Annotated in this window: 11 protein-coding genes and 4 pseudogenes; all 15 read right to left on the bottom strand. The window is 52.7% G+C overall.

Going from position 1 to position 20065, the window contains the following annotated elements; genetic code table 11:
- Positions 1-348, bottom strand: a 348-nt coding sequence (locus ACWKX3_RS23470) for an AzlC family ABC transporter permease (RefSeq protein WP_454542601.1), incomplete at its 3' end; no start/stop codon positions are given.
- Between the two features lie 34 nt (positions 349-382).
- Positions 383-922, bottom strand: a pseudogene (locus ACWKX3_RS23465) (L-serine ammonia-lyase, iron-sulfur-dependent, subunit alpha); the annotation flags it as partial.
- 11 nt (positions 923-933) lie between these two features.
- Positions 934-1119: pseudogene (locus tag ACWKX3_RS23460) on the bottom strand (transposase zinc-binding domain-containing protein); the annotation flags it as partial.
- A 118-nt stretch (positions 1120-1237) separates the two neighbouring features.
- Positions 1238-2260, bottom strand: coding sequence for a DNA helicase UvrD (locus ACWKX3_RS23455; RefSeq protein WP_454542600.1), 1023 nt, complete (start codon positions 2258-2260; stop codon positions 1238-1240).
- A complete protein-coding gene (locus ACWKX3_RS23450) occupies positions 2245-3807 on the bottom strand; it encodes an ATP-dependent nuclease (protein WP_454542599.1) in 1563 nt (520 codons plus the stop codon). Before ACWKX3_RS23450 ends, ACWKX3_RS23455 begins: the two co-directional genes overlap by 16 nt.
- Positions 3808-3880: 73 nt before the next feature.
- Positions 3881-4037: pseudogene (locus ACWKX3_RS23445) on the bottom strand (VapC toxin family PIN domain ribonuclease); the annotation flags it as partial.
- 402 nt (positions 4038-4439) lie between these two features.
- A complete protein-coding gene (locus tag ACWKX3_RS23440; protein ID WP_454542598.1) occupies positions 4440-5003 on the bottom strand; it encodes an SLATT domain-containing protein in 564 nt (187 codons plus the stop codon).
- A gap of 7 nt (positions 5004-5010) precedes the next feature.
- Positions 5011-6339 carry a nucleotide-binding domain-containing protein gene (locus ACWKX3_RS23435; protein ID WP_454542597.1) on the bottom strand — a complete coding sequence of 443 codons (1329 nt, stop codon included), beginning with the start codon at positions 6337-6339 and terminating at the stop codon, positions 5011-5013.
- 170 nt (positions 6340-6509) lie between these two features.
- Positions 6510-7883 carry a hypothetical protein gene (locus ACWKX3_RS23430; protein ID WP_454542596.1) on the bottom strand — a complete coding sequence of 458 codons (1374 nt, stop codon included), beginning with the start codon at positions 7881-7883 and terminating at the stop codon, positions 6510-6512.
- 10 nt (positions 7884-7893) lie between these two features.
- Complete coding sequence (gene pifC, locus ACWKX3_RS23425) at positions 7894-8982, bottom strand: transcriptional repressor PifC (RefSeq protein ID WP_454542604.1); 1089 nt, start codon at positions 8980-8982, stop codon at positions 7894-7896.
- 692 nt (positions 8983-9674) lie between these two features.
- Positions 9675-10667, bottom strand: a pseudogene (locus ACWKX3_RS23420) (tyrosine-type recombinase/integrase).
- Positions 10668-11443: 776 nt separating this feature from the next.
- Complete coding sequence (locus ACWKX3_RS23415) at positions 11444-12001, bottom strand: Ail/Lom family outer membrane beta-barrel protein (protein ID WP_454542595.1); 558 nt, start codon at positions 11999-12001, stop codon at positions 11444-11446.
- Between the two features lie 29 nt (positions 12002-12030).
- Positions 12031-12342, bottom strand: a complete 312-nt coding sequence (locus ACWKX3_RS23410) for a hypothetical protein (protein ID WP_454542594.1) — start codon at positions 12340-12342, stop codon at positions 12031-12033.
- Between the two features lie 298 nt (positions 12343-12640).
- Positions 12641-17734, bottom strand: a complete 5094-nt coding sequence (mobF, locus tag ACWKX3_RS23405) for a MobF family relaxase (protein WP_454542593.1) — start codon at positions 17732-17734, stop codon at positions 12641-12643.
- The gene (gene traD / locus ACWKX3_RS23400; RefSeq protein WP_454542592.1) at positions 17734-19809 is read right to left on the bottom strand and encodes a type IV conjugative transfer system coupling protein TraD; all 2076 of its coding nucleotides are present in this window, start codon (positions 19807-19809) and stop codon (positions 17734-17736) included. Before traD ends, mobF begins: the two co-directional genes overlap by 1 nt.
- Between the last annotated feature and the right edge of the window lie 256 nt (positions 19810-20065).

Here is a 20065-nt window from a genome sequence, read left to right as displayed (position 1 = left end):
AGTGGTAGCGTATACTTCATCTGTCAGTGCCCAGGACATAAAACATTTTTTCAAAAAAGAGGCATCCCTTATTTTTCCTGCCATAGACGCACTGTATAAAACATGGCGTAGGTTTATAACGAAGGTGGTAAAAATAATTACGCCAAGGCTGGTTCCAGTTTTTAGCATATTTAACGCCAGCATTTGTGCTGAACCGGCAATCACAATACATGACCATGCGGTGCTCTGCCAGACACTCATTCCCAGGCTTACGCTGAGTGCGCCAACGATAAACGAAAACGGGAAATCGCCAATACACAGGGGCATGACAGCGCTCACCCCCCGTAAAATTATCGCCTTTTTATTCATTATCTGTCTCCTGAACGGGTTTGCATGCATGGACTCAACTGTGTGTCAGTGCGGCCTTTTCCGTCATTATGTGGATGATTTCCCTGTCAGTGGCGGGCATGGCTTTAACAACCAGCCGGCTCAGATTATCTATCGTTTGTTCCGCATTGTGACTCACAATCCCGTCGTGAGAGCTGACCTGTATTCCCTGCCGGGCCATGAGCACAGACCTGAATGCACTCATCGTGGCGGTGGAAACCTTCATGGCGCAACTGTTGGATGCTCCATCGCAGATGATCCCACTGACATCGCTGACCATATTAATGATGGTTGCCTGGATTACACTCAGATCGCGGGTGAACAGCCAGGCCATTCCTGCAGCGGCACCCATTGCCGCAGTTGAGGCAGCACACAGAGCGGAAAGCCGCGTGTAGCGGGCATGAACAGAAATAGCAACCAGGTGGGATAATGCCAGCGCCCGGATAAGTTCCTCCCGACTGCTTTTCAGCTCATCAGCAAGAACTACTAGCGGCACCCGTAATGCGCTTCCAGATAGCGACCCCACTGTTTTTTGTAGCGGATATGGCCCAGCCCCGGCAGGCTGCCGCGATTTATCAGGGTATAGCTGTGACGCAGCAGGTGGGGCATGGTAAAGGTGATGTGCTGCCAGTCACAGTCGGGGAGGATGTGGTTCTGCTGCGCCACCCACTGTTCGGTGGCTTTGAAGCCGCAGGCGCTGCAGGCTTTTGACTTGCAACTCAGGCAGAAGAAGCGGGAGTGGGTACAGTCCGGTTTCCTGCCATGCAGATCCGAAAAATCCCGAAGTCGGATCCGCATTTCCCGACATGAAGTTTCGTTGTTAACCGTACAGTTTTTTTGCTTGATTGAGCCCAACTGACAAGTGGCTAACTCAGTTTCTGAACCTTCGCAGATGGCTTTCCGGGACAAAATAGATGTTGCCTCGCGCCCGTGAGCAGGCTACGTATAACCGGTTACGGGAAGACGGCGGAAGTGCCATCAGTTCCTGCCGGATGAGGAGCTTCCAGTGACTGGCTCCCATCACGATGCAGACGTCCTGAAAATGGTCGAGTCCTTTACTGACCCCCCAGTTCAGTGAGTGGCAACCGTAACGGTGATGTTCACGATAGAAGAGCTTGATCACCGTGTTGTCCGCGTGCAGGGCTGCTGTACGCTCTGTATCCGTGACTGTTTCAATCTGGGTTGTATGTGTCCCATGGGCTGCAATACGGATGTTCAGTTGTCCGGTAATGAATTCACACACTGTAGCTGAACAGCGCCATGTCTGGCTAAGCGTCTCACAATCCACCATGATTCCCGCCATCCTGAAGCGGTCCTTGTACCGGGTTATGTCGTCATGCAGCGTTGCATTGACGTTTCCATCGTGGCTTGTGTCAAAGGTATGCTGATAAAAATCGCCGCAACACAGCACAGAGACTTCCGTGCGGCAAAGCTCCAGCAGAAAATTAAAGTCATGCCCTGCAAAGTCCTGGACTTCATCGACGAGCAGTTCATCGTAGTAACGGGCAAGCCGGGTACGGATATCCGGCAGCAATCCCCGGGCTGTCAGCAAGTGTGCGAGCCTTCGGTGATACAGTCGTCCGGCAGGATCCTGATAATGCCGTGCATTCGTGCGCGGTATTCTGGGAGGGGGCTGGTCGAAGCTCAGGCCACGCGATGCCAGCTGCTCCTGCAGGAATGGACGAAAACAGAAACCGTGCAGAAACTCAAACCAGGTCATCACACGGATCCCGTCCGGTATGTAGCCAAAGCGTCTGATAATCTGCGCCCGCAGGTGCGCTTCATTATTCACGGTGAAGGTCAGGATCAGCGTCCGCCGACCCTCCCTTAACCGCTGTATCAGCAGCGTGGTTTTGCCCGATCCGGCAACCGCAAATATCACTCTCTTATCCATGCCAGTGCCTCCTGAATATAATCAGGTACTGTCAGCTCTTCGGCGTGCAGCTGTAACAGCCGGAATGCTGCTTCTGCCTTATTGGCCAGCATGTATTCCTGCACCGTGAGTGTCCGGCGGGTTCCGAGGAAAAGCGTATCACACAGACCAGCGTTATCCTGATACAGGCAGATTTCAAATGTGGATCGGGTGTTGTCGCGATCAGCAAATACCCGGGAGCGGGAACAAAGCACGTCAGCATAGCGTTCATCGCAGTTTTGCTGATAGTTGCCGTCATTATCACGAAGGGCCGCGACGCGATTTTCCAGAAGACGGGCCAGTTCAAGATAACGACGGAAACTCGTTCCGCCGATAGCGATGATGTGAACCCCGTCATCCTCCGGCGCCCTGCCATACAGGCGGTGATAAAAGGCCTCGATCAGAATAAACTCAGCATCCCCCTCCACGAGCAGCACACGTCTGCCCAGCGCAAATTCCAGCACGTTATTATCTGGTGCTTTCATGAAGAAGGCGGCAGTCTCAGCGGAAAGTTCATTCATCAGTACCGGCCGGGCAGATCCGAGGAGGATTGCCTTACGCAGATCGAGGCGGGAGGAGATATGGCTGCTGTGTGTGGCAATAAACACCTGCGTCTGCCGTTCAGTGGCAAGCTGATTAACCAGCCTCTTCATACTAACATGGCTGAGATGATTCTCCGGCTCCTCAAGCAACAGTGCGTGGAGTTCTCCCTGCTGCTGATGCCGCTGCAGCGCAAACTCCGTTTTGATGAAGCACTGCCTTCCTTTTCCACGGTGACGAATAGAAATACCGTCCTCGGTAATGTCTAGATTCGCCTCAAGACCTGATTTAGCGCCGGAACGTACGCCAAACCGATACGTTTCCAGCGTGTCGTTTATGGCAGACAGATGCCGGGTGCAGAAGTGAATTTTCTGTTGCCGGTAATTGTTTTCAAGCCGGTACCGATCGGCCACAGGCACATTGACGTTGTAAACTGCGCGCGTATATTCCTGTGCAGCGTGCTCGTTATCGATGCGTGCACTGTCTAACAGCAGATGGCGCAGATAGCGTCTGAAGCCAGCGAAATGACCACCGGAGAAGGTGCTGAACCGCGCTGAATAGTATTCATAGGGAAAATTATCGGGATCCTGCTGTAGGACATTGTGAATATCCTGGCCGTATTCCTCCGTCATTGGTGCAATGCGCATTCTGAGACCATCCGCATCGATACCCGCCAGATTTTGTCTGCCGTTCAGGTCAGGATCTCCCCCATTACTCAGGAAAACGTCAGCTGTCAGCACGGGTAACTGATCGGCGCGACGCTCACCTTCCTGAAACTGCCTGACTGCTGACTGGGACAGGAGCGATTCCACACCCAATGCCTCGACCCGGTGCCGGCTGTCACTCAGCACAAGGTCAAGGGCCAGCAGAATAGTGCTTTTTCCGGACTCATTGTCCCCGACCAGAATGTTACGGTCATGAGTGAAGCGCAGGTCCAGTTCTGGAAACTTTTTAAAGTTGTGCAGCATAAGCCGCGTGATCAGAGGCATCTTTTATTCCTTTATAAACCGCTGACTGAAAGAGTGTCCGGGAGGGCCAGACCGCCTGTTTAGTGTTACAGCGTTATCTTACCCAGCCTTCCAGCACAAGACCCGGAACCCGTTCAAATTCCCGCGTATTATTCGTCACCAGCACAGCACCGGCGGCGATAGCGTGCCCGGCAAAGCCGTGTCGTTCCGGCCATGCGCAGCGCCACCTTAATCTCCGTGGTCGCATCCACCGGTATAGATGTGGCATATGCAGATGGTGTGTATATGCGTATGCCAGGAGTATGGCTATGCCGAACATGTACGCGGTTCTCTCTTTTTCAGCTGAGATACGAAAAAGGTTAAGACGGATCTTAACCAGCTAAGCAGGTTACGGTTTTACCGACAGTTATGACTCTGGTTATGGCGATAAAGGATGCTTCAGCTTCTCGTAAATCAGCCAACTCTGCTGTTGAAACTCAGGAGCAACAACACGCTCTGAGCGAGTAAGACAACAGAAAGATCTGAAGTATAAATTGACCTGCAGAACAGCAGGTCAATTTTATTGAACGTAAACTGGACGGTGATACTGGCTATACATCGCGTATTTGCCAGTCAGCTTGCTGAATTTTTCATCGGCAGCAGCAGGACGTTTTCTAGATGACAGTTATAGTGAAAATGATCGCCAGAGCGGCGAGAAAGCAGAGTGAAAGCGGGATTTTGTCCTTCAATGTCAGGTTCAGTTCTTCTTCAACCCATGCTTTCTCAAATTCGCAATAAAATTTATAATGTGCGTACCAGTTACTTCCGAAGATCTGTTTGCTAATGACTGTGCCGTAAAACCGGGACATGATAGCATTGATGGATCGCTGTGTGTGTTGATAGTCAAAGTTGGCATCGCTTTTTACGTTGCGGTAGATGACTTCAAGTTCATTAAAAATTTTGGTCTGCTCAATCCCCGCACTTTCGTAACTCTGCTTTTCCGAGTCATAAAACTGAATATACATGGTAGAAACACCAAATATAATTAATATCGCGGAGATGACGTTTGTGGCCAGCTCAGGAATGAAAAGTGCGAACACACCGACAGCAAGAGAAATAAAGCTAATCCAACCGGATGCCTTACAAATCAGATCATAGGTGGCAAAGTTTTTCTTAGCGCCAAATCCAACGTTATAACCGTGTCGGGCGATTAATTTCAGCATCTCTGATTGCGTCATAAAAACCTCAGCTTATGGGAACTTCAATCTGTGCCCGGGCAACCACAACCTCATTTTTTATCACATAGCATTCTACCACGTGATCTCCGCGGAAGTCGGTGATCTCTTTCTTCGTACAGTAGCCGCCGTCCGGAACGATTTGTCCCCGGATCATATTTCTTCTGCGTGCTTCGTCACCCACGTTCAGTACCTTCCACATAACGATGAAGGGTTTCTCTGCCTCCATTTCTGTCAGGTCTACCCGGAAAAGGAGAGATTTTCGGGCGGAGAGACGGAATCTTCTGGTAAGCATCTCCCTCAGGCTTCTGGGAGGGAAACCATCCTGGGTTACGGTACAGTCAAGGTTGAGTGAGTACCTGATATCCACCGGATATTTATCCTCTATAAACTCTTCGGTATCGGCCCAGAGAGCAGCATCAGCCGCATGCGATTCCAGACCGAGGCGGGCTTCCATAATATCCACCTTACGTCTGGGGAAGGCTCGTCCGAACACTTTGCGCCAGCGGTCATTTTCACTAGCAGCCCCCTCACTGTCTAAGGCATCACAACATAATTCATACGCGTGTTTCGCTGCCCGGCCAAACCAGGGGGATTTAACACGAACATATTGATTACTGCCTAACGCGAGATACCTTTCCCTTCTCTCCTCATTTGACAGATATTCAAAAAAGTCTCTTGCGAGGGCTCCCAGGCTGCCGTTTCCGGTATTGTCATAATCTGATGTGGATGAAAGAAAGCGATACCCCAGTGTGTCTATCAGTAAGCCACCCATATTGACGCCATGCAGGTTCTTCCAGGCTCTGATCATTTTACACAGCTTGCGCAGATTGTTGGATTTATCTCGCGAAAATGCGGTCATGGCCGCCTTTTCGTGAAGAGGTTTTGTAATGCGCCAAGCTCCCCCATTATAGCTTTCAGGGAATTTAAAGCTGCCATCATCCTGTCTGAATACAGGTTGAACCTCGACATGAAAGTTTTTAAAAACGACTTGAACGACCAGTCTGTCCTTTTTCACCGTCTGGCCAGGATATTCTTCCGCCAGAATGTTTCTGACATCAGTGAGCAATACAGATTGACCATTATCCTTACGGTTATAATATTCATACTGACTGGGGGGCATAATATAAAGCATATCCAGATCGGATATGCCTTTTATTGCGGTATGTCTACCTACTGACCCCACTTTCAAGCGGTTTGCTACCCGGGAACTCGTTCCTCTGAACGCAAGATTTAATGACTTGGTTATTTTTCGATAGTGATAGCTGATCTTTTTTGCCTGTTTAAGGTCAAGATTCAAATTTTCAAGAAATTCGCTGAACAACTCCCTGCGGCTCATGGGGTTTCCTTTGATATGTGAAACATTAACTTACATTATCATTACACCTTATAAAAACCAAGGTCTTCGGAGGTGAGCGTTATGTATGACTTCATGACTTAAACTTTTACAGGATGGCCATGAAGTCATTTCTGGCAGATGAAATGCTCTGCCTAAGCACGGTCTGATTACTAGTTCTTCATGCACTTAATTGCCGTAGTGCGCAGGAGAAACCAGGACGGATGATGGGTAACATCCTCATGATGACGATGAGCCCCCAGCGCAGCCTGCAGGAGACTGACTGCTCCAGCGGCCATATTCAGCAATGAAGGTGATCCCATATAACCCAGCACTGCCGGTACGGCGAGCAGTGCAGTGTCCTGTATACTCCTGCGCTTCCATATGCTGAGCTTCTGGTGAAGTTCATCCAGCCCTTCATCCGCAATACGTTCTTGGATACGCTGCTGCAGGAGGCGGATCTCATCCGGACCGGACGCGCGCTCCATTTCAACTGCACAGTCACGCAAAGAACGCCTGAAGGCTGTCACGCTTGGCTCGTAATCGGTACGGATGCGAAAAATATCGTGTAAAGACAGGTCCTGCAGAAAAGGGAGATCAATTTTCAGCATCCGGCGTGAAAGTCTGCCCGGTTCATCCAGTTTCTGGAGTATTTTGCTCTGGAACGCACAACGAGTGACAAAAGAGGCACCAGCCCTGGATGACTGGCTGATATCAGTAAGGAGACCGCGATAATGAAAGTACATGCTACGATTTTTGGCTCCGTTTACCCATCGCTCATACCCTTTACGGCTTTCATGTTTACCGCGGGTGATCCTTGCTATAAACGTCCCGTCTTCGTTTATCCGGACAGGCTGCATTTCCTGATAAATATACGCATTGGTGAAAGGACTAAGGCAATCCCGTAATTCCAGCACTATTTCGTCCGGCAATGTTTTTTCTGACACGAACCTGAAATGCCCTTCTTCACCCACTCGCCTGATGCCCCGCACGGAAAGGCTTCGTTCATAAAGCTGAGCCACAGCCGGAGGCATCACGCTGTGAAGGAAATGCCGGTCTGGGTTATCATGCAGGAGCTGCATCCTGCGCTGCTGTTCATGCCTTGCTGATTCACAAGGCGTGAAAGCAATGAAACCGGCCTGAATCAGAAGAAAATTGTCCTTAACAAAACGAATGAATTGCGCAACACCAGTTCTGATATCCCCAAGCCTGTCGGTTTCTCTGTTATGTACCAGATGATCCATCGCCTGGGATGACTCAACAATTTCAAGCCGTAATGCCGCTTCTTCCAGGGCATCGGTCAGGATTATTCGCTCAGCTGACAATAATCCGGGGCGATAAAAGGCTACCTGGTTGTGACGGGCAATCCACAGACTGAGAGGAGAGTTCTCGGGATTATGCCACTCGCTCCGGAGTACGCTGACTGCGTGGAGATAACGGCTGAGCGCGCCCCTCAGCGCTTCAGCGTCGAGGACAGAATAGTCTGTTGCCAGAAGACCGTTATCCCACAGAATACTGTAAGTGAGGGCGGGGAGGTTATTGTACATGGGAGTCTCCTCACAAATCTCCGTACAGGCAGCGCAGCCGGGTCAGGGTCTCCGCCAGTGTGCCTTCAGCACATTTCGTTGTGAGTTCCCTGACCAGCGACTTAAAGGCCTCCGCCGGTAAAAAAATCCGCAGTCCGTCGATACCGAAGAATCCCTCCGGTGTGACATGCCCGGGCGGGGAGAACATCACGCGCTCCCCCTGATGGCCGTGCGTCAGGGCTTCCGGATGTCGGGCGTACAGGCTGAACAGGCCCAGCAGTTCGGAGAACGCTTCCCAGCCGTACGGCACCACGAAGTCCTGGCCGGTGATCAGCAGGTGCAGACGGGGCGTGGTGTACCAGGCCCCCGGGCGTTCTCCGGGATGCTGGCCGTCGATGCGGATCTCCAGGCGCAGCGTGCCAGCCTCAATGGTTTCCGTTACGGCCGTAATCACCGGGCGCAACTCCTGCGCCAGATCTCTGGTCCTCTCCCCGCTCCAGTCCAGCCCGCGCAGCATCAGCGGGAAAATGGCCTTCAGTCGCGGCAGGGTGAAAATCCCAGCGAGCGCACTGTCGGGAATACCGGCGAGGTTAAAGCAGTCGCTCTCCAGCGGACGCAGAAGGTGTTCGGCATACATCTGGTCCACGACCGGGCGCAGCTCCGCCCGGAAGGCGTCAAACTCTTCCGTCCAGTTTTCTCCGGCCAGGCGGAAGATCCCCCTCAGGTAGTGGCTATCCACCGGACGGTCATGCTCCACCTGCCAGGCCAGCAGGTCACGGGTGATGTCGAGCAGTGTGCCCAGGGCCGGGAGGGTGGCCAGCCTGTTCTGGCCGCAAATAAAGGCCTCCCGGGCATAGGCCAGGATGAAGCGCAGCGCATCCCGGGAGACCGGAGCGGTGCCAAAGGTCTGGCCGAGAATGATATGCCGGTACAGCTGCCGGACCGTGCCATCCGGATCCGCGACCAGCTGAAAATACCCGTCGCCGGGCGCGACCGTTTTCAGTCCGTCATCAAGGAAGCGTTCGGCCAGGGCGTTGACCGAAGTATTTTCGCGACCGGCACGCACTTTCAGCGCCTCGATCAGCTTTTTGTGAAAACGCAGGTTAAGCTGGCTGAGCATCATCGTTCCTTTCATCTTTGTTTTGCTTTTAATGCTAACCTAGCACTTTGTCTTTAGCTATAAATCAATTTGTTTTTATTTTTAAAGTTGTGATGTATCTTGAATTACTCAATGTGATGATTGTAATGCTACAGCAATGCCTGTCCCATCTCATTTCTGCGCAGATCCGAAAACCCTGAGTTCCGGATCTTCCTCAGACGTACCGGCGCACGGCGGATGCCTCAGTCCATATCTTGTGGTCACTGTTGTCTTCCCGGCGAGGTTACACCCCATATGTTGCTTTCATCCCTCTTCCGGGCAAGCAGAGGCTGCACACCGGAAAACGCCGTTTTGCTTATTCCCTGACCGTGTTACACTTCCGGAAAGTTGTTATATGCCAGAAACTCGGATCACCCCGGAAACGGCCATCCGGTAATTTAATGACGTGGCTATATGGCTGCTTACTATCAACTTGAAAATGATGGCAGCAGGGGAAAATCAGCCGGGTGACAGTAAGATTCGTGAGTGGGTAATGATTTCATGATGGGCTGTTAAAGTAGAGATAACTCGATGGAATAAGATGTCATTTTATGGAGTGATGGATTGCCGTGAAAAATAATATAGTCATTCTAAACTTTGGTTTGACTCATAACATCAGTGCTAAACTGCTGAAGTTATTACGTTCTTTATTTCCTCGAGAATTGAATTTATCTTCACAGCCCGAACAGATTTAGTCGCTCGCGCGCTGTCTGTAATCTTGCTTCACCGCGGCGGTCATACTGCTGGGTGGTAGTGACACTGGCATGGCCCATTGCATCCTTTACCGTGATGAGATCCTCGCCGTTATCCAGCATCGCGGTCGCAAACGTTCGTCTCAAATCATGCGGAGCACATTTAGCAATGCCAGCCTGCTTCTGGCGCACCTGCAGAATATGGTACACCGCCTGGTCGGTCAGCCTGTCATCCGTCAGGGTATCAAAACGGCGGATTCGCGTGAACAATGGTCCCTCTTTCTCACCGCGTACCTCATCAATCCACGTCTACAGTCGCTGCCAGGTCCCGGCCGGCATATAAGCAAGTCGTTCTTTATTGCCTTTGCCCAGCACCCTGAGCGCACGCTCATGCGTGATAATGTCACTTAAATTCAGCCCGACAGCTTCTGAACGACGCAGACCACATCCGAGTATTGTCCCCAGCAAAGCTGCGTCGCGGGGTCCGATACAGCTTTTGTCAGCCTCGCAAACCGAAAAAAGATGCCTGATTTCACTGGTTGTCAGGGCCCGACCGCGGGGTAACCTGCTCCCCCTCAGATTACGCACGGCCAGAATATGCTGATAGCTTTCGACGTCCATCATTTTCAGCATCCAGGCCTCCCTGGCCACCCCCTTCAGGGCCGAGAGATAGGTGTTGATGGTAGCCGTGGCCCTTCCGGTATCTCTTAAGAGCTCAGTGACCGCCATTATGTGATGGCGGCGGAGACTTCCCCAGATGCAGGTAGTGGCGCTTTCAGCTCCCAGTAATCGGGCGACCACACCCAGAAAAGACCCCATCGTCTGCCGGCTGCGCGGGGAATTGAGAGACAGCAGGTAGGCCCGGGCAGGATCCACCGGGTTTTCCGCTCCGGTCAGCGCGGGCAGGTATTCATGATTGGTGGAAAGTGATTGCACCGGACGGTTCTGGTCGGGTTCCTCGTTTAGCAGGCTCATTCAGACTCTCTTCCGGCCAGTCAGCATCCGGCTCGCACAGTAAATATCGGGATAAATGATACTGCCAGAAGCACATTGTGAAAGTCTACTTTTTCAAAGGTACATTTTAATAAGTAGAGTATTTTTAGAGCTTGCCAGCGATGTCTGGCAGGAATGGAATGTCCCGGGCTCCCCTTACCCGTCCCGTTCGGGTTTATGCCTTCCTGGAGGCAGGCGGGCAGATGAAGGCACCCTGCGGTTGAGTTCATACTCGCTCTTTGCAAGGCATCGGGCTGCTGTTCATTTATGACTGCAGCAACTGCGATGTCGCAGGATCTGAGTTACAGGCAGAAAACAGAAAGGAACAGGCTGACAGAATTAATCCGCCTACAACTCTGTAAAAAAGACAGTGATTTTCCCTGATGCTCCCCCTTAAAAGGTTTGGCCGATACCCGGTGAATAAGGAAAAATCCAGTAAGCCAGTACGCCTAAAAGAATAAGCAATATAATGACACACATTAGAATACTCTTTAAAAATCGCCCCCATAAGTGATGTCCCGGCATCAGTCATCCTCCTTATGATTTATTACTTTTTTTATTAACCATAGTCTTTTCATTAGTATCTTTTCATTAGCTGTGTATTTGATTTATTGCGTAAGCCGGAAAAAACTTCGCATCTCGCAGAATACATATCATTTATGGAAATATTTATAAGCAATTTTGAAATGAAGCCGTATAAAACTGGATCGTCGACGTTGTTATCCGCAAAGAGACATTTACCATTTAGCCGTATCAGGTTACCACTGATAACCCAGGCTGACGTCATACATATTGAGAATCTTTCCCCTTACTTTTTTATATTCATACTTTACCGACTGCGTCCCGATACTAAAAAGAATATTTTCCGTCAGATTAATGATGACTCCCGTGCCGTAACCGAAACCTGTTCGCCTGTAAGATGTGTTCGTTACGACATCATCTTTCCTGTTTCGGTACTGGATCGCCACCCGCCCGACGCCTGCCGTGGCATACAGACTGAGTACAGGCGTGACGTGCCAGTAAGGACCGACACCAAAATATTTTATATCACTGTTTTTTATGATTTTTGATGTGTCTCCCCTGATGCCATCCCCTTTAGGGTTGCTGTCTGAATACAGATATGACAAGGAGGTCATAAAACCTACAGAGGAACTATCTTCCCGGTACCCGTATTTCACCGTAAACCCATCGGCACTTTGCACATGGTGTTCATGGGTAAACGCATAACCAAGAGTTGTAAATAGCGTTCCAGCTGCTGCTGTTCCAGTACAGACAGCTAAAAAAAATAATGAAAGAAGAACGGTTTTAATTTTCATGATGGTCCTCACAGTTCTTTTTAATGCTGTTATGCTTTTCCTGTTAAAACGGTGATACCACCCGTTGTATTTCCACCGTGGGATATTTTTTCCTCGACCGCAATACTGGCAGACTGATTGGGCTCAATCACACCCGTCCAACCGGTACAGTTTACGCTCCCCATCTGAGCTTCCACCCTTACCACTTCGATATTATTGATTTTCACTACCTGCCTCGCATACGCTTTTGTGCCCTGCCCGATAGCAAGTAAGACAGGAATAACGATAAAACGACGATAAGATGCTTCCGGAAGTGAATAAATGCTATTGCTCTTAACGTAATAGAACTCTGTGACGTCCATAGCATGCCCTCAGGTTATGAAATAATGCTCTACTCTTGCGTTTTGACAGAATTATTGTACCCAACAACACCTTGCACAAAATCAATATTCCGTCTACAGCACAAGGGTAATTACGCCACCACAGTAAACACTCTCTTAATTTTATTATTTTGTGAGGTTACGCCAATTTTATCTTCGCAAGTTTCAATCGTTCTAAAATTTTCGGCCTAATCACCAGAGGCCTTCTCTTATACACACGTTGTGGTAACGATATCCCCCGAATCTGTGGATATCTTCACTCCGGTTCTGATAAGCCGGATTACCGGTCTGGTTCATCTCTCTCCTTCGTTATGCCCGGGTAATTCTGTAGCCCCTCCTCTTCCTTCGCCCGGGCCTGCCTTCCCGGATATCGCTCAGACAAAGTCTGCCCCCCCTTCTCAAACTCGGGCTCCGGATACTGAAGATGGTGTAACGGGCTTACCTCTCGGGTCGTAAACGCGACGACAGACTGGCTGTAATCACGAGCTTCCCTCTGCTGGCGTAATACTTCTGCGCTTACCGCCTCGTCCATATTCAGTCCGTCGTTCATTCTGAGGCGGGACATCTCAGCGAACGGTGGAACCGCCATCTCCGGACTTTCCCTGGCGAAAATATCCGTAACAGTTCCTCCTGTCACACGCCGGACAATCAAATCCTGCAGCGTAGCCTTCGGCGCTCTGACGATAACGCCCTCTTCCGGGTATGACTTCGCCAGGATCAGACCGTCACTGACTGAATCCGCCTCCCGCGTTTTCCCGCTGAAGCTCCGCTGTATCAGCGTAAACCCGGCTTCGTTCTCCCCCAGACAGTGCCACTCACCAGACAACCGTCGTAACCGTCCGTTCTCATCACGTTCTCCCGGACAGAGCATGATTGCCTCCAGTTTTCCGGCGGGACCAAACACCGGCAAAGCGATATGAGGAGAGGGATATTTTGTTCCTGCCGGGATTACCCTGGCCCCCCGGCATACACCAGGCAGATCCTGTATAAGACGATCGCAGGCCATTTTTTTCAGAGGCTTAGCTCCCTTCCACAGACGCCTGGCCAGCGCCGTCATTCGCTCGTTTTCGCTCAGGAGAACATCATGTGCGGTTGGACGGTCTGACGATCCGGAAACCCGTTCCAGCCATCTACCGAGATTGTCGGTATAAATCTGAACGTGCTCTTTAGCCCGGGAGAGCGCGACATAGGTCTCACGAAGCGTGGCGAGAGACACCCTCACGCCCTCTGCGCCAGCCAGAACAATGACATATCTGGCGCTCGCGCCCTGTGCCTTGTGTGTCGTGCCGGCGTAGCCATAATCAAGATGCCGGTCCGCCATCTCCTGACCTGGTTTCAGTATCCGGGTGATCTCACCGCGGGTCAGGTGAATTTCGCCGGTTTCGGCGACTGCAGACACCCGCCAGTTTTCGCCAGCGGTACGTCCCCGCTCGCGATCGGAACGAGAAAAGGTCACACACTCGCCAACAGAAATGGCTATCTGGCGAGACGTAAAAATAGCCACGTCGCGAAGGCTGCTTTCAAAGGCAGAGAACAACTGTACCTGTCCTGTGTCATCCATCAGCTCCACTATTCCGCCTGTCTGGCTGTCTTTTCTTACGTGAATTTCGTAGTAACGGTCGTTAATCAGCGCCGTCTTGCCGGCATGTTCAGCCATTCCGTGCACGGATTTGAGCCGATCGCTGTGCGTTTTCTCTCTGTCCAGAACCGTAATAACCGTTTCCGTCCCCAGCTTGCCGCGGGCCTGCAATCGCTGATGAATGGCAACATTTATGGCATTTTTATCAGCATTTGTCTGGGTGACAATGAGGGTGGATGCTCTGCCTTCTGCCGTCCGTCCCGTAAAATCCGCCACTACCGCGGCCAGGACACAATCGCCTTGATCTGCCGTCTGTGGCAGTGCTATCACGGCCCCGGCAGGTTTCCACTGGTCAGGCTCACGCGGAACGGTATCTGGATCCTGTTGACGAATAATATCCAGTGCTGCGGGTACACAACGGTTCGTCAGTGCATAAATCGCAGGCCGCAGAGAGGGTACCTGACGAACGATATCCTTCATGATCGCCGTATCGAGGGGGCTCCGCTCCTGTAATAACGTAAAAGGCGCGCCATGCGCAACCGGGAGCAGCTGGTCGCGATCGCCACACAATACGGCTCGTCCCCCGCCGTTCGCAATATGCTGCAGGCATTCGGCAAAATCCCGGTTCCCGACCATCGAACACTCATCCATCAGAAAAAGAGTCTGCCGAAAATCCGGAGACGCCCCTGACTGAATCTCACGTTCCGTCTCCATCAGAAAGCTGGCCAGAGTCTGTGCTTTTATGCCGCACAGCACCATTTCTCCCACGGCCCGGTGCGTGGGGGCCAGCCCGACAACCACTGGCCGCCCCGGTGCCGGTAGGGCCTCAAGCGCTGTAAGGACCGCCTTCATCTGGGTTGTCTTTCCCACCCCTGCATAGCCTTGGACGGCCACGAAACGATCGGCACTTTCAAGGATCAGTCGGGACGCGTGGCGCTGGCCGTCCGTGAGTCCTGCCGGAAGGGTCACCGTACCCGGCGCTATCAGAGGCGGTTGCGTGCCCAGCCCCTCTGCCACAAGCCGGATAATGCGCTTCTCGGCCTCGTATGTTTCGGCCGTCACATAGCGCTGCAGCGCTGCCCCCTGCGCCCCAGGTACAGGGATCAGCTCGGCGGTGCGGATCTGCCGGCGCAGTTCTCTGTCCACGGCCTCTTTGCCAAGAGAGGGGTGAAGCGGCAGTGCATTTGCGAGTACGTCCATGCGGTTAAAAAATACATTGCTGCCCTGCGTCAGGCTGACGGCCTGTCTGACTGCTTTTTCCGTGACGCTCATTAATGCGTCCCGCCGGGTATCCAGGGCGGTTGCCAGCTCGTCTTCGTTCTGTTTTACCTCAGAAAGCACGGTTCTGGGGCCTGAAAAGCGTGACAGCCGCCGCCGGGCATCCTCCGGTGCAAGTGACGTAAAGATGCTAATGCGGTCTCCGCTCCGGGCCAGTGTGCCAAGCAGTCTGCCCGTCATTTCGCGACCTGCGACGGCGGCAAGGACAACCCCCTTTTCCTGCACGCAGCCTCCCGGCGGGGTGACATAGCCATAACCCGCTTTTAACGGTTCATGAAGGGAAATAACCCGGTCTTTTCCGCGATGTCTCACCGTCAGGCTCGCGTCGTTTATCGTTTTTACCGTGACACTGTCACGGGAATTGGTTTTTCCCTGCCGGGCGAACCAGATGAGTTTTTCTCCCTCTGCGACCTCAATCGTGTGCGGTTGATACAACCCCCAGTCGGCATTCATCTGGCTCAACTTCACGCCTGTTTTATGGCCTGCATCATCCTGTAACCTCAGGCTCCGAGTTTCGTGACTGACTCTGTCGATGATGTAGCGCACCACCGAGCGTTTTTCGGGTTCCCGGTATTCCAGCACCATCCCTTCCCGGTAAGTATCCACTTGACGGCGATTTTTACGGTCCAGCCATACAGGAAGCAGTGTATCGACCCTGACCGTTCTGTTACCGAGGCATCCTCGTTTAAATAACGCCTGGCGGATCCTGGCGTTCAGGGCGGCCTGCTCGCGGGGTCCACTGACCTGCGCGGCCACGGTTTCACCTCTTCTGAAATAACCCGCATACTCCTCCGCCAGTAAGGCATAGCGCTGAATCTTATCCGCCTCACTCTTCACAGCATAACTGACCGGCGCCGATGTCCCGTGCAGCCTGACCACACCGGCCTCTTCCAGGATCTGAAGCGCATTGCCGGTTCCCTGCCTGCCGCTGCTGTCGATCATCAGAAGCTGAGACTGTGTGCGCAATGCGGTATCCATCACGGTTACTGTGTCCCGGAGGGAAAGGGTTTCCGCGCCGGCGACAACCCAGGTGGCCTTCTCCGGCAGTTCAGCCTGAGAAAGCCTGTTGAGGGTCAGCACCGTTCCTGACTCGAGCGATTCTTTTTCCAGGAAGCGCGCAACGGCCCTATCACTGGCCAGAACACGAAATGCGCACCCCTGCGATCTGGCAAGGTCAGCGACAGCCAGAACCGTTTTACGCAGGTTTTGCATCCCGCCGGCCAGACTGATAATGGCGATGGGTAGCCTCCCGTCCGTCAGTGATGTCGGCAATACGTCCGAAGCACAACGCGTTCGTGCCATTCCGGGCACGGATTCATTTCGTATCCGGCGCGTCAGGTCCTGCAGGCTGAGTTCATCCAGAAGATGGAGCGAAGACGTAAACAGGCCTTTTTCACGATCGAGGGGGATAAGCAGTTGTGCACTGATTGCCTCTTCAATGGCCTGTCGGGCCAGCAGGGCTATATGCGATCGGGCATCAAGATTATTCAGGCTTCGGTTCAGCACGTCGGAGTACGTAAAGCGGGTGCGTTTCTCACTGAGCAACGATATGGCATCTCTCACAGCCTGGCGAACATCGGCAGGCAGGATCTGCGTCTTTGCGAGGCTTTCGCGCTTCAGCCTGCTTCGTTCAGCCGCCGCCTTCAGCAGCGTCGGGTATGTAAAGCCATTCTGTTCCAGTCGTTGCTTCCAGTCTGCCAGCAGCATCGACCGGTCCGGCAATCCCTGTTTTTGCTGTCGGGTGGCCAGGGCTGCGATATCGCGTGTCTTCAGGGGGGCATCCTCACCCACCGCAGCCCGTATACGTTCAGTGCGCCTTGAGAATAAGTCCACAGGCACGCCTTCAATTTCCCACAGTCCATTTTTGCCTGTAATGACCGTTTCGAAGCCCATCGCTTCAATGCGCTGACGGAGTTCATGACGATAAATTTTTCCAAGGGCCACCTGGAGGGCGAAGAGGGTTTCAATGAAACCACTTTTCCCGGCCTTATCGCTGGAAAGTGTTCTCCACCGTCCCTGATATTCCGTGATGTTGAGGAGAATGAGATGTGTGTGGAGGTGGGGATCGAGCTCCCGTGACGTATCATGATGAAACGCAGCGGCCAGAATTTTTCCGGTCATAACGGTCTGCTTCACACCGTCACGCATTATTCGTGTTGTGGCGAGGTGTTCAATTTCGTTCATCGCTACGCTGACCGCCTGCTGGTGCGCCTCCAGAAAGCGCCGATCCCCCATGACCAGCCCGATCACGGAGACGCTTTTTGGTGCAGACAGCGTCAGATCGTAGCCGGGCCGGTGGATATTTTTTCCGCCAGACATTCTTGCCAGACTGATCGCTCCCGGGAAATAGCCCGCGAGCGCGCGGTCAAAATCGTGGGGTTGTACGTCCCCCTGCAGACCCATCGTCTGGGCAAGCGTCCCCATCCAGCAGGAGGCCTTTTCGCCCAGAAAATAATAATTGTCTCCGGCGAGGTAGTAATCCGCACCGCCGCTGGCGACCGGGGCGATCGTCAGCATTACCAGTCATCTCCGGGCGGGGTGTTATCCGAGCGGGCATGCGTAAGAAGGTGTTGCTCGCTTGCACGAAGCGCATGCGCCGCTGGCAAGCCCGTGCGTTCCTGCTCCGGTCTCTTCCCCCTTTCCCCGGTCATTCCCTCGACGCCCTGGCCCTCCGGCACTGCCTGCTTTCCGACGGCATCGTCTGCTGATGCCGGATGGTCCGCGCCAGAGGTACAGCCCGCGGTGACGGCTTCTCCCGGACCGTCCTCCAGTGACGAGAGCAGCCGCATCACACGTTCATTCTCCAGGTCCCGGGAGCGGATTTCCGCGTCTATTTCCTGATCGAGGCTGTCGTTGAGCTCGCGTGGAAGAAATTCAGGGGCGATGATATCGAGATCTTCAAAGCGCATATTCATTCGCACCACCGGGTATTGCCCGGGCAGTGTCACAAAGCAGCTCAAATCAGGCAGGGACTGTATATCCGAATAGTTAACGAGATACCGATCTTCTTCCTGCTTACTGAATGAGACTCCGTCACGTACCGTGTTAGCCCCGTAACTGTACTGCTCACTGAAGATGCGGGCGCGGCGCTGACCCAGCTGACGCATGACGTAGCTGGCCACACCTTCATCCGGTGAACGGAAAAAAAAGCGCGTATTGAGCAGATCCATCATTGCGTCGGCAAAGTCCTTTCCATACGTGAAATCGAGCTGGGGTTTGTTCTGAAAACCCAGGACAAAGCAGCCACCAAATTTACGGGCTTCCGACAGGACCAACGGCAATTCAGGAAGTTTATGCAGGGAGGTGAGCTCATCAAAAATAAACCACACCCGACGGTTCGAATTTTCCCCCATTTCCAGCAGACAGTTTGCGGCCTGAGCCAGCCACATGGAGATCAGGGGTTTGAGCGACGTGTGTTGTCGGGCGTTTGATGTGATCCACAGCCAGCCACGAGGCTGTCCGGGTTCATTTACCCGCGTCATCCATTCCCGGATAGCAAAACGCGGTCTGCCGGTGTGTTCAATTCCCTGCATATACCGCAGTGCCTTCACATAATTCGTCAGAACACCGCGTATGGAGATCGCCGTTTTCTCCACCTTTTCCTCCATCAGATTAGAGGCTTCTGTGCCCGCGACGTATTCGCGCAACGCTTCAAGATTGATGGCCAGCAGGGTGCGCAGCAAGCGGTTGTAGGTCCGCTGAGGGTCGTTTTTCAGACGAGCAGAGACCGCAGTAAAAATCGTACGGGCAGCCCCGGTCCAGAAGGGATCTTCCCGCGTACCCTGCGGGATCAACGTATTGGCGATGGAATCGTAATCCGGCGTGGACTGGCACTCCAGCCAGAGATCCCAGTACTCGCAGCGCCTGTCGAGGGGATTCAGCAAGCTGTCTGTCGTCGGATTATAGTGACGTTTTACGAGTGAACATCCTTTGTCATACACTACCACCATATCCCCGCGCGCCCGCAGCTGGCGGAGCAATTTATTCAGCGCATTCGATTTTCCGGACCCGGGCGTACCGTGCAGGAGCAGATTTTTTAGTTCGCTGTCGCGAACCAGACTCAGTTGATCAATATGCAGCGTCGACGCGTTTCCCGACTGATGCAGCATGCGCGTCACCGATTTCACATTTTCCGTTAACGTTCGCCCACCGGTCTGAACATCCTGTGCCTGGTTCGCCCCAAGCCGTTTAAGCCAGTAATAGACGCCATAGCCTGCCACCAGCACCACGAGACTGGCGAGTAACACGGCGATCCCCAGCTCCTGCATAACCAGCTGGCCGGCATAGGTCATATAGGGGTCTTTCAGGATCGTACCGGACGTGAAGTGCAATATCTGGCCCTCGTACCTGACGGCATAAACAGGTGGAACCCTAAACAGGGCGTGCTCCCCCTTCGCGGTAACGGATAACCACCAGTACAACGCGCCGTTGCAGATCTCCTGCCAGGGAACACGCAACCAGAAAATAAATGGCACGAGCAGAATAAAAAGATTACACAGCCAGAAAGCGATACGCCGGTTAACCTGCATAAACATATTCAGCATATAGCTGAAGACCTGCCCCCCCTGCGTTATATGTTTGGTTACACTCATCTCTCCTCCCGAAATATATCCAGTCCTGGCAGTGTTCCTCAAGGCAATATTTCCCGGCATATTCGCTACCGGGCCGGGCAAAAATAATCCGTGGCGGAACCGAAACAGGCATGCACGATGCCCGGAGAAAAACGCGGTAATATGAAAACGGAAGTCTCTTCTGTCTCACGTTCATGGATCCGGCTGACAGGATGAGGCAACAGCTCACCTTTTTGGGTTGGATTTTCCGAGCCTGTGCTGACTCTCAGTGCGGGTC

The organism is Enterobacter sp. UPMP2052 (genome assembly GCF_053709675.1).
Note: the sequence above shows the minus strand (reverse complement) of the source record. Positions and strands in the feature narration are given on the sequence as shown.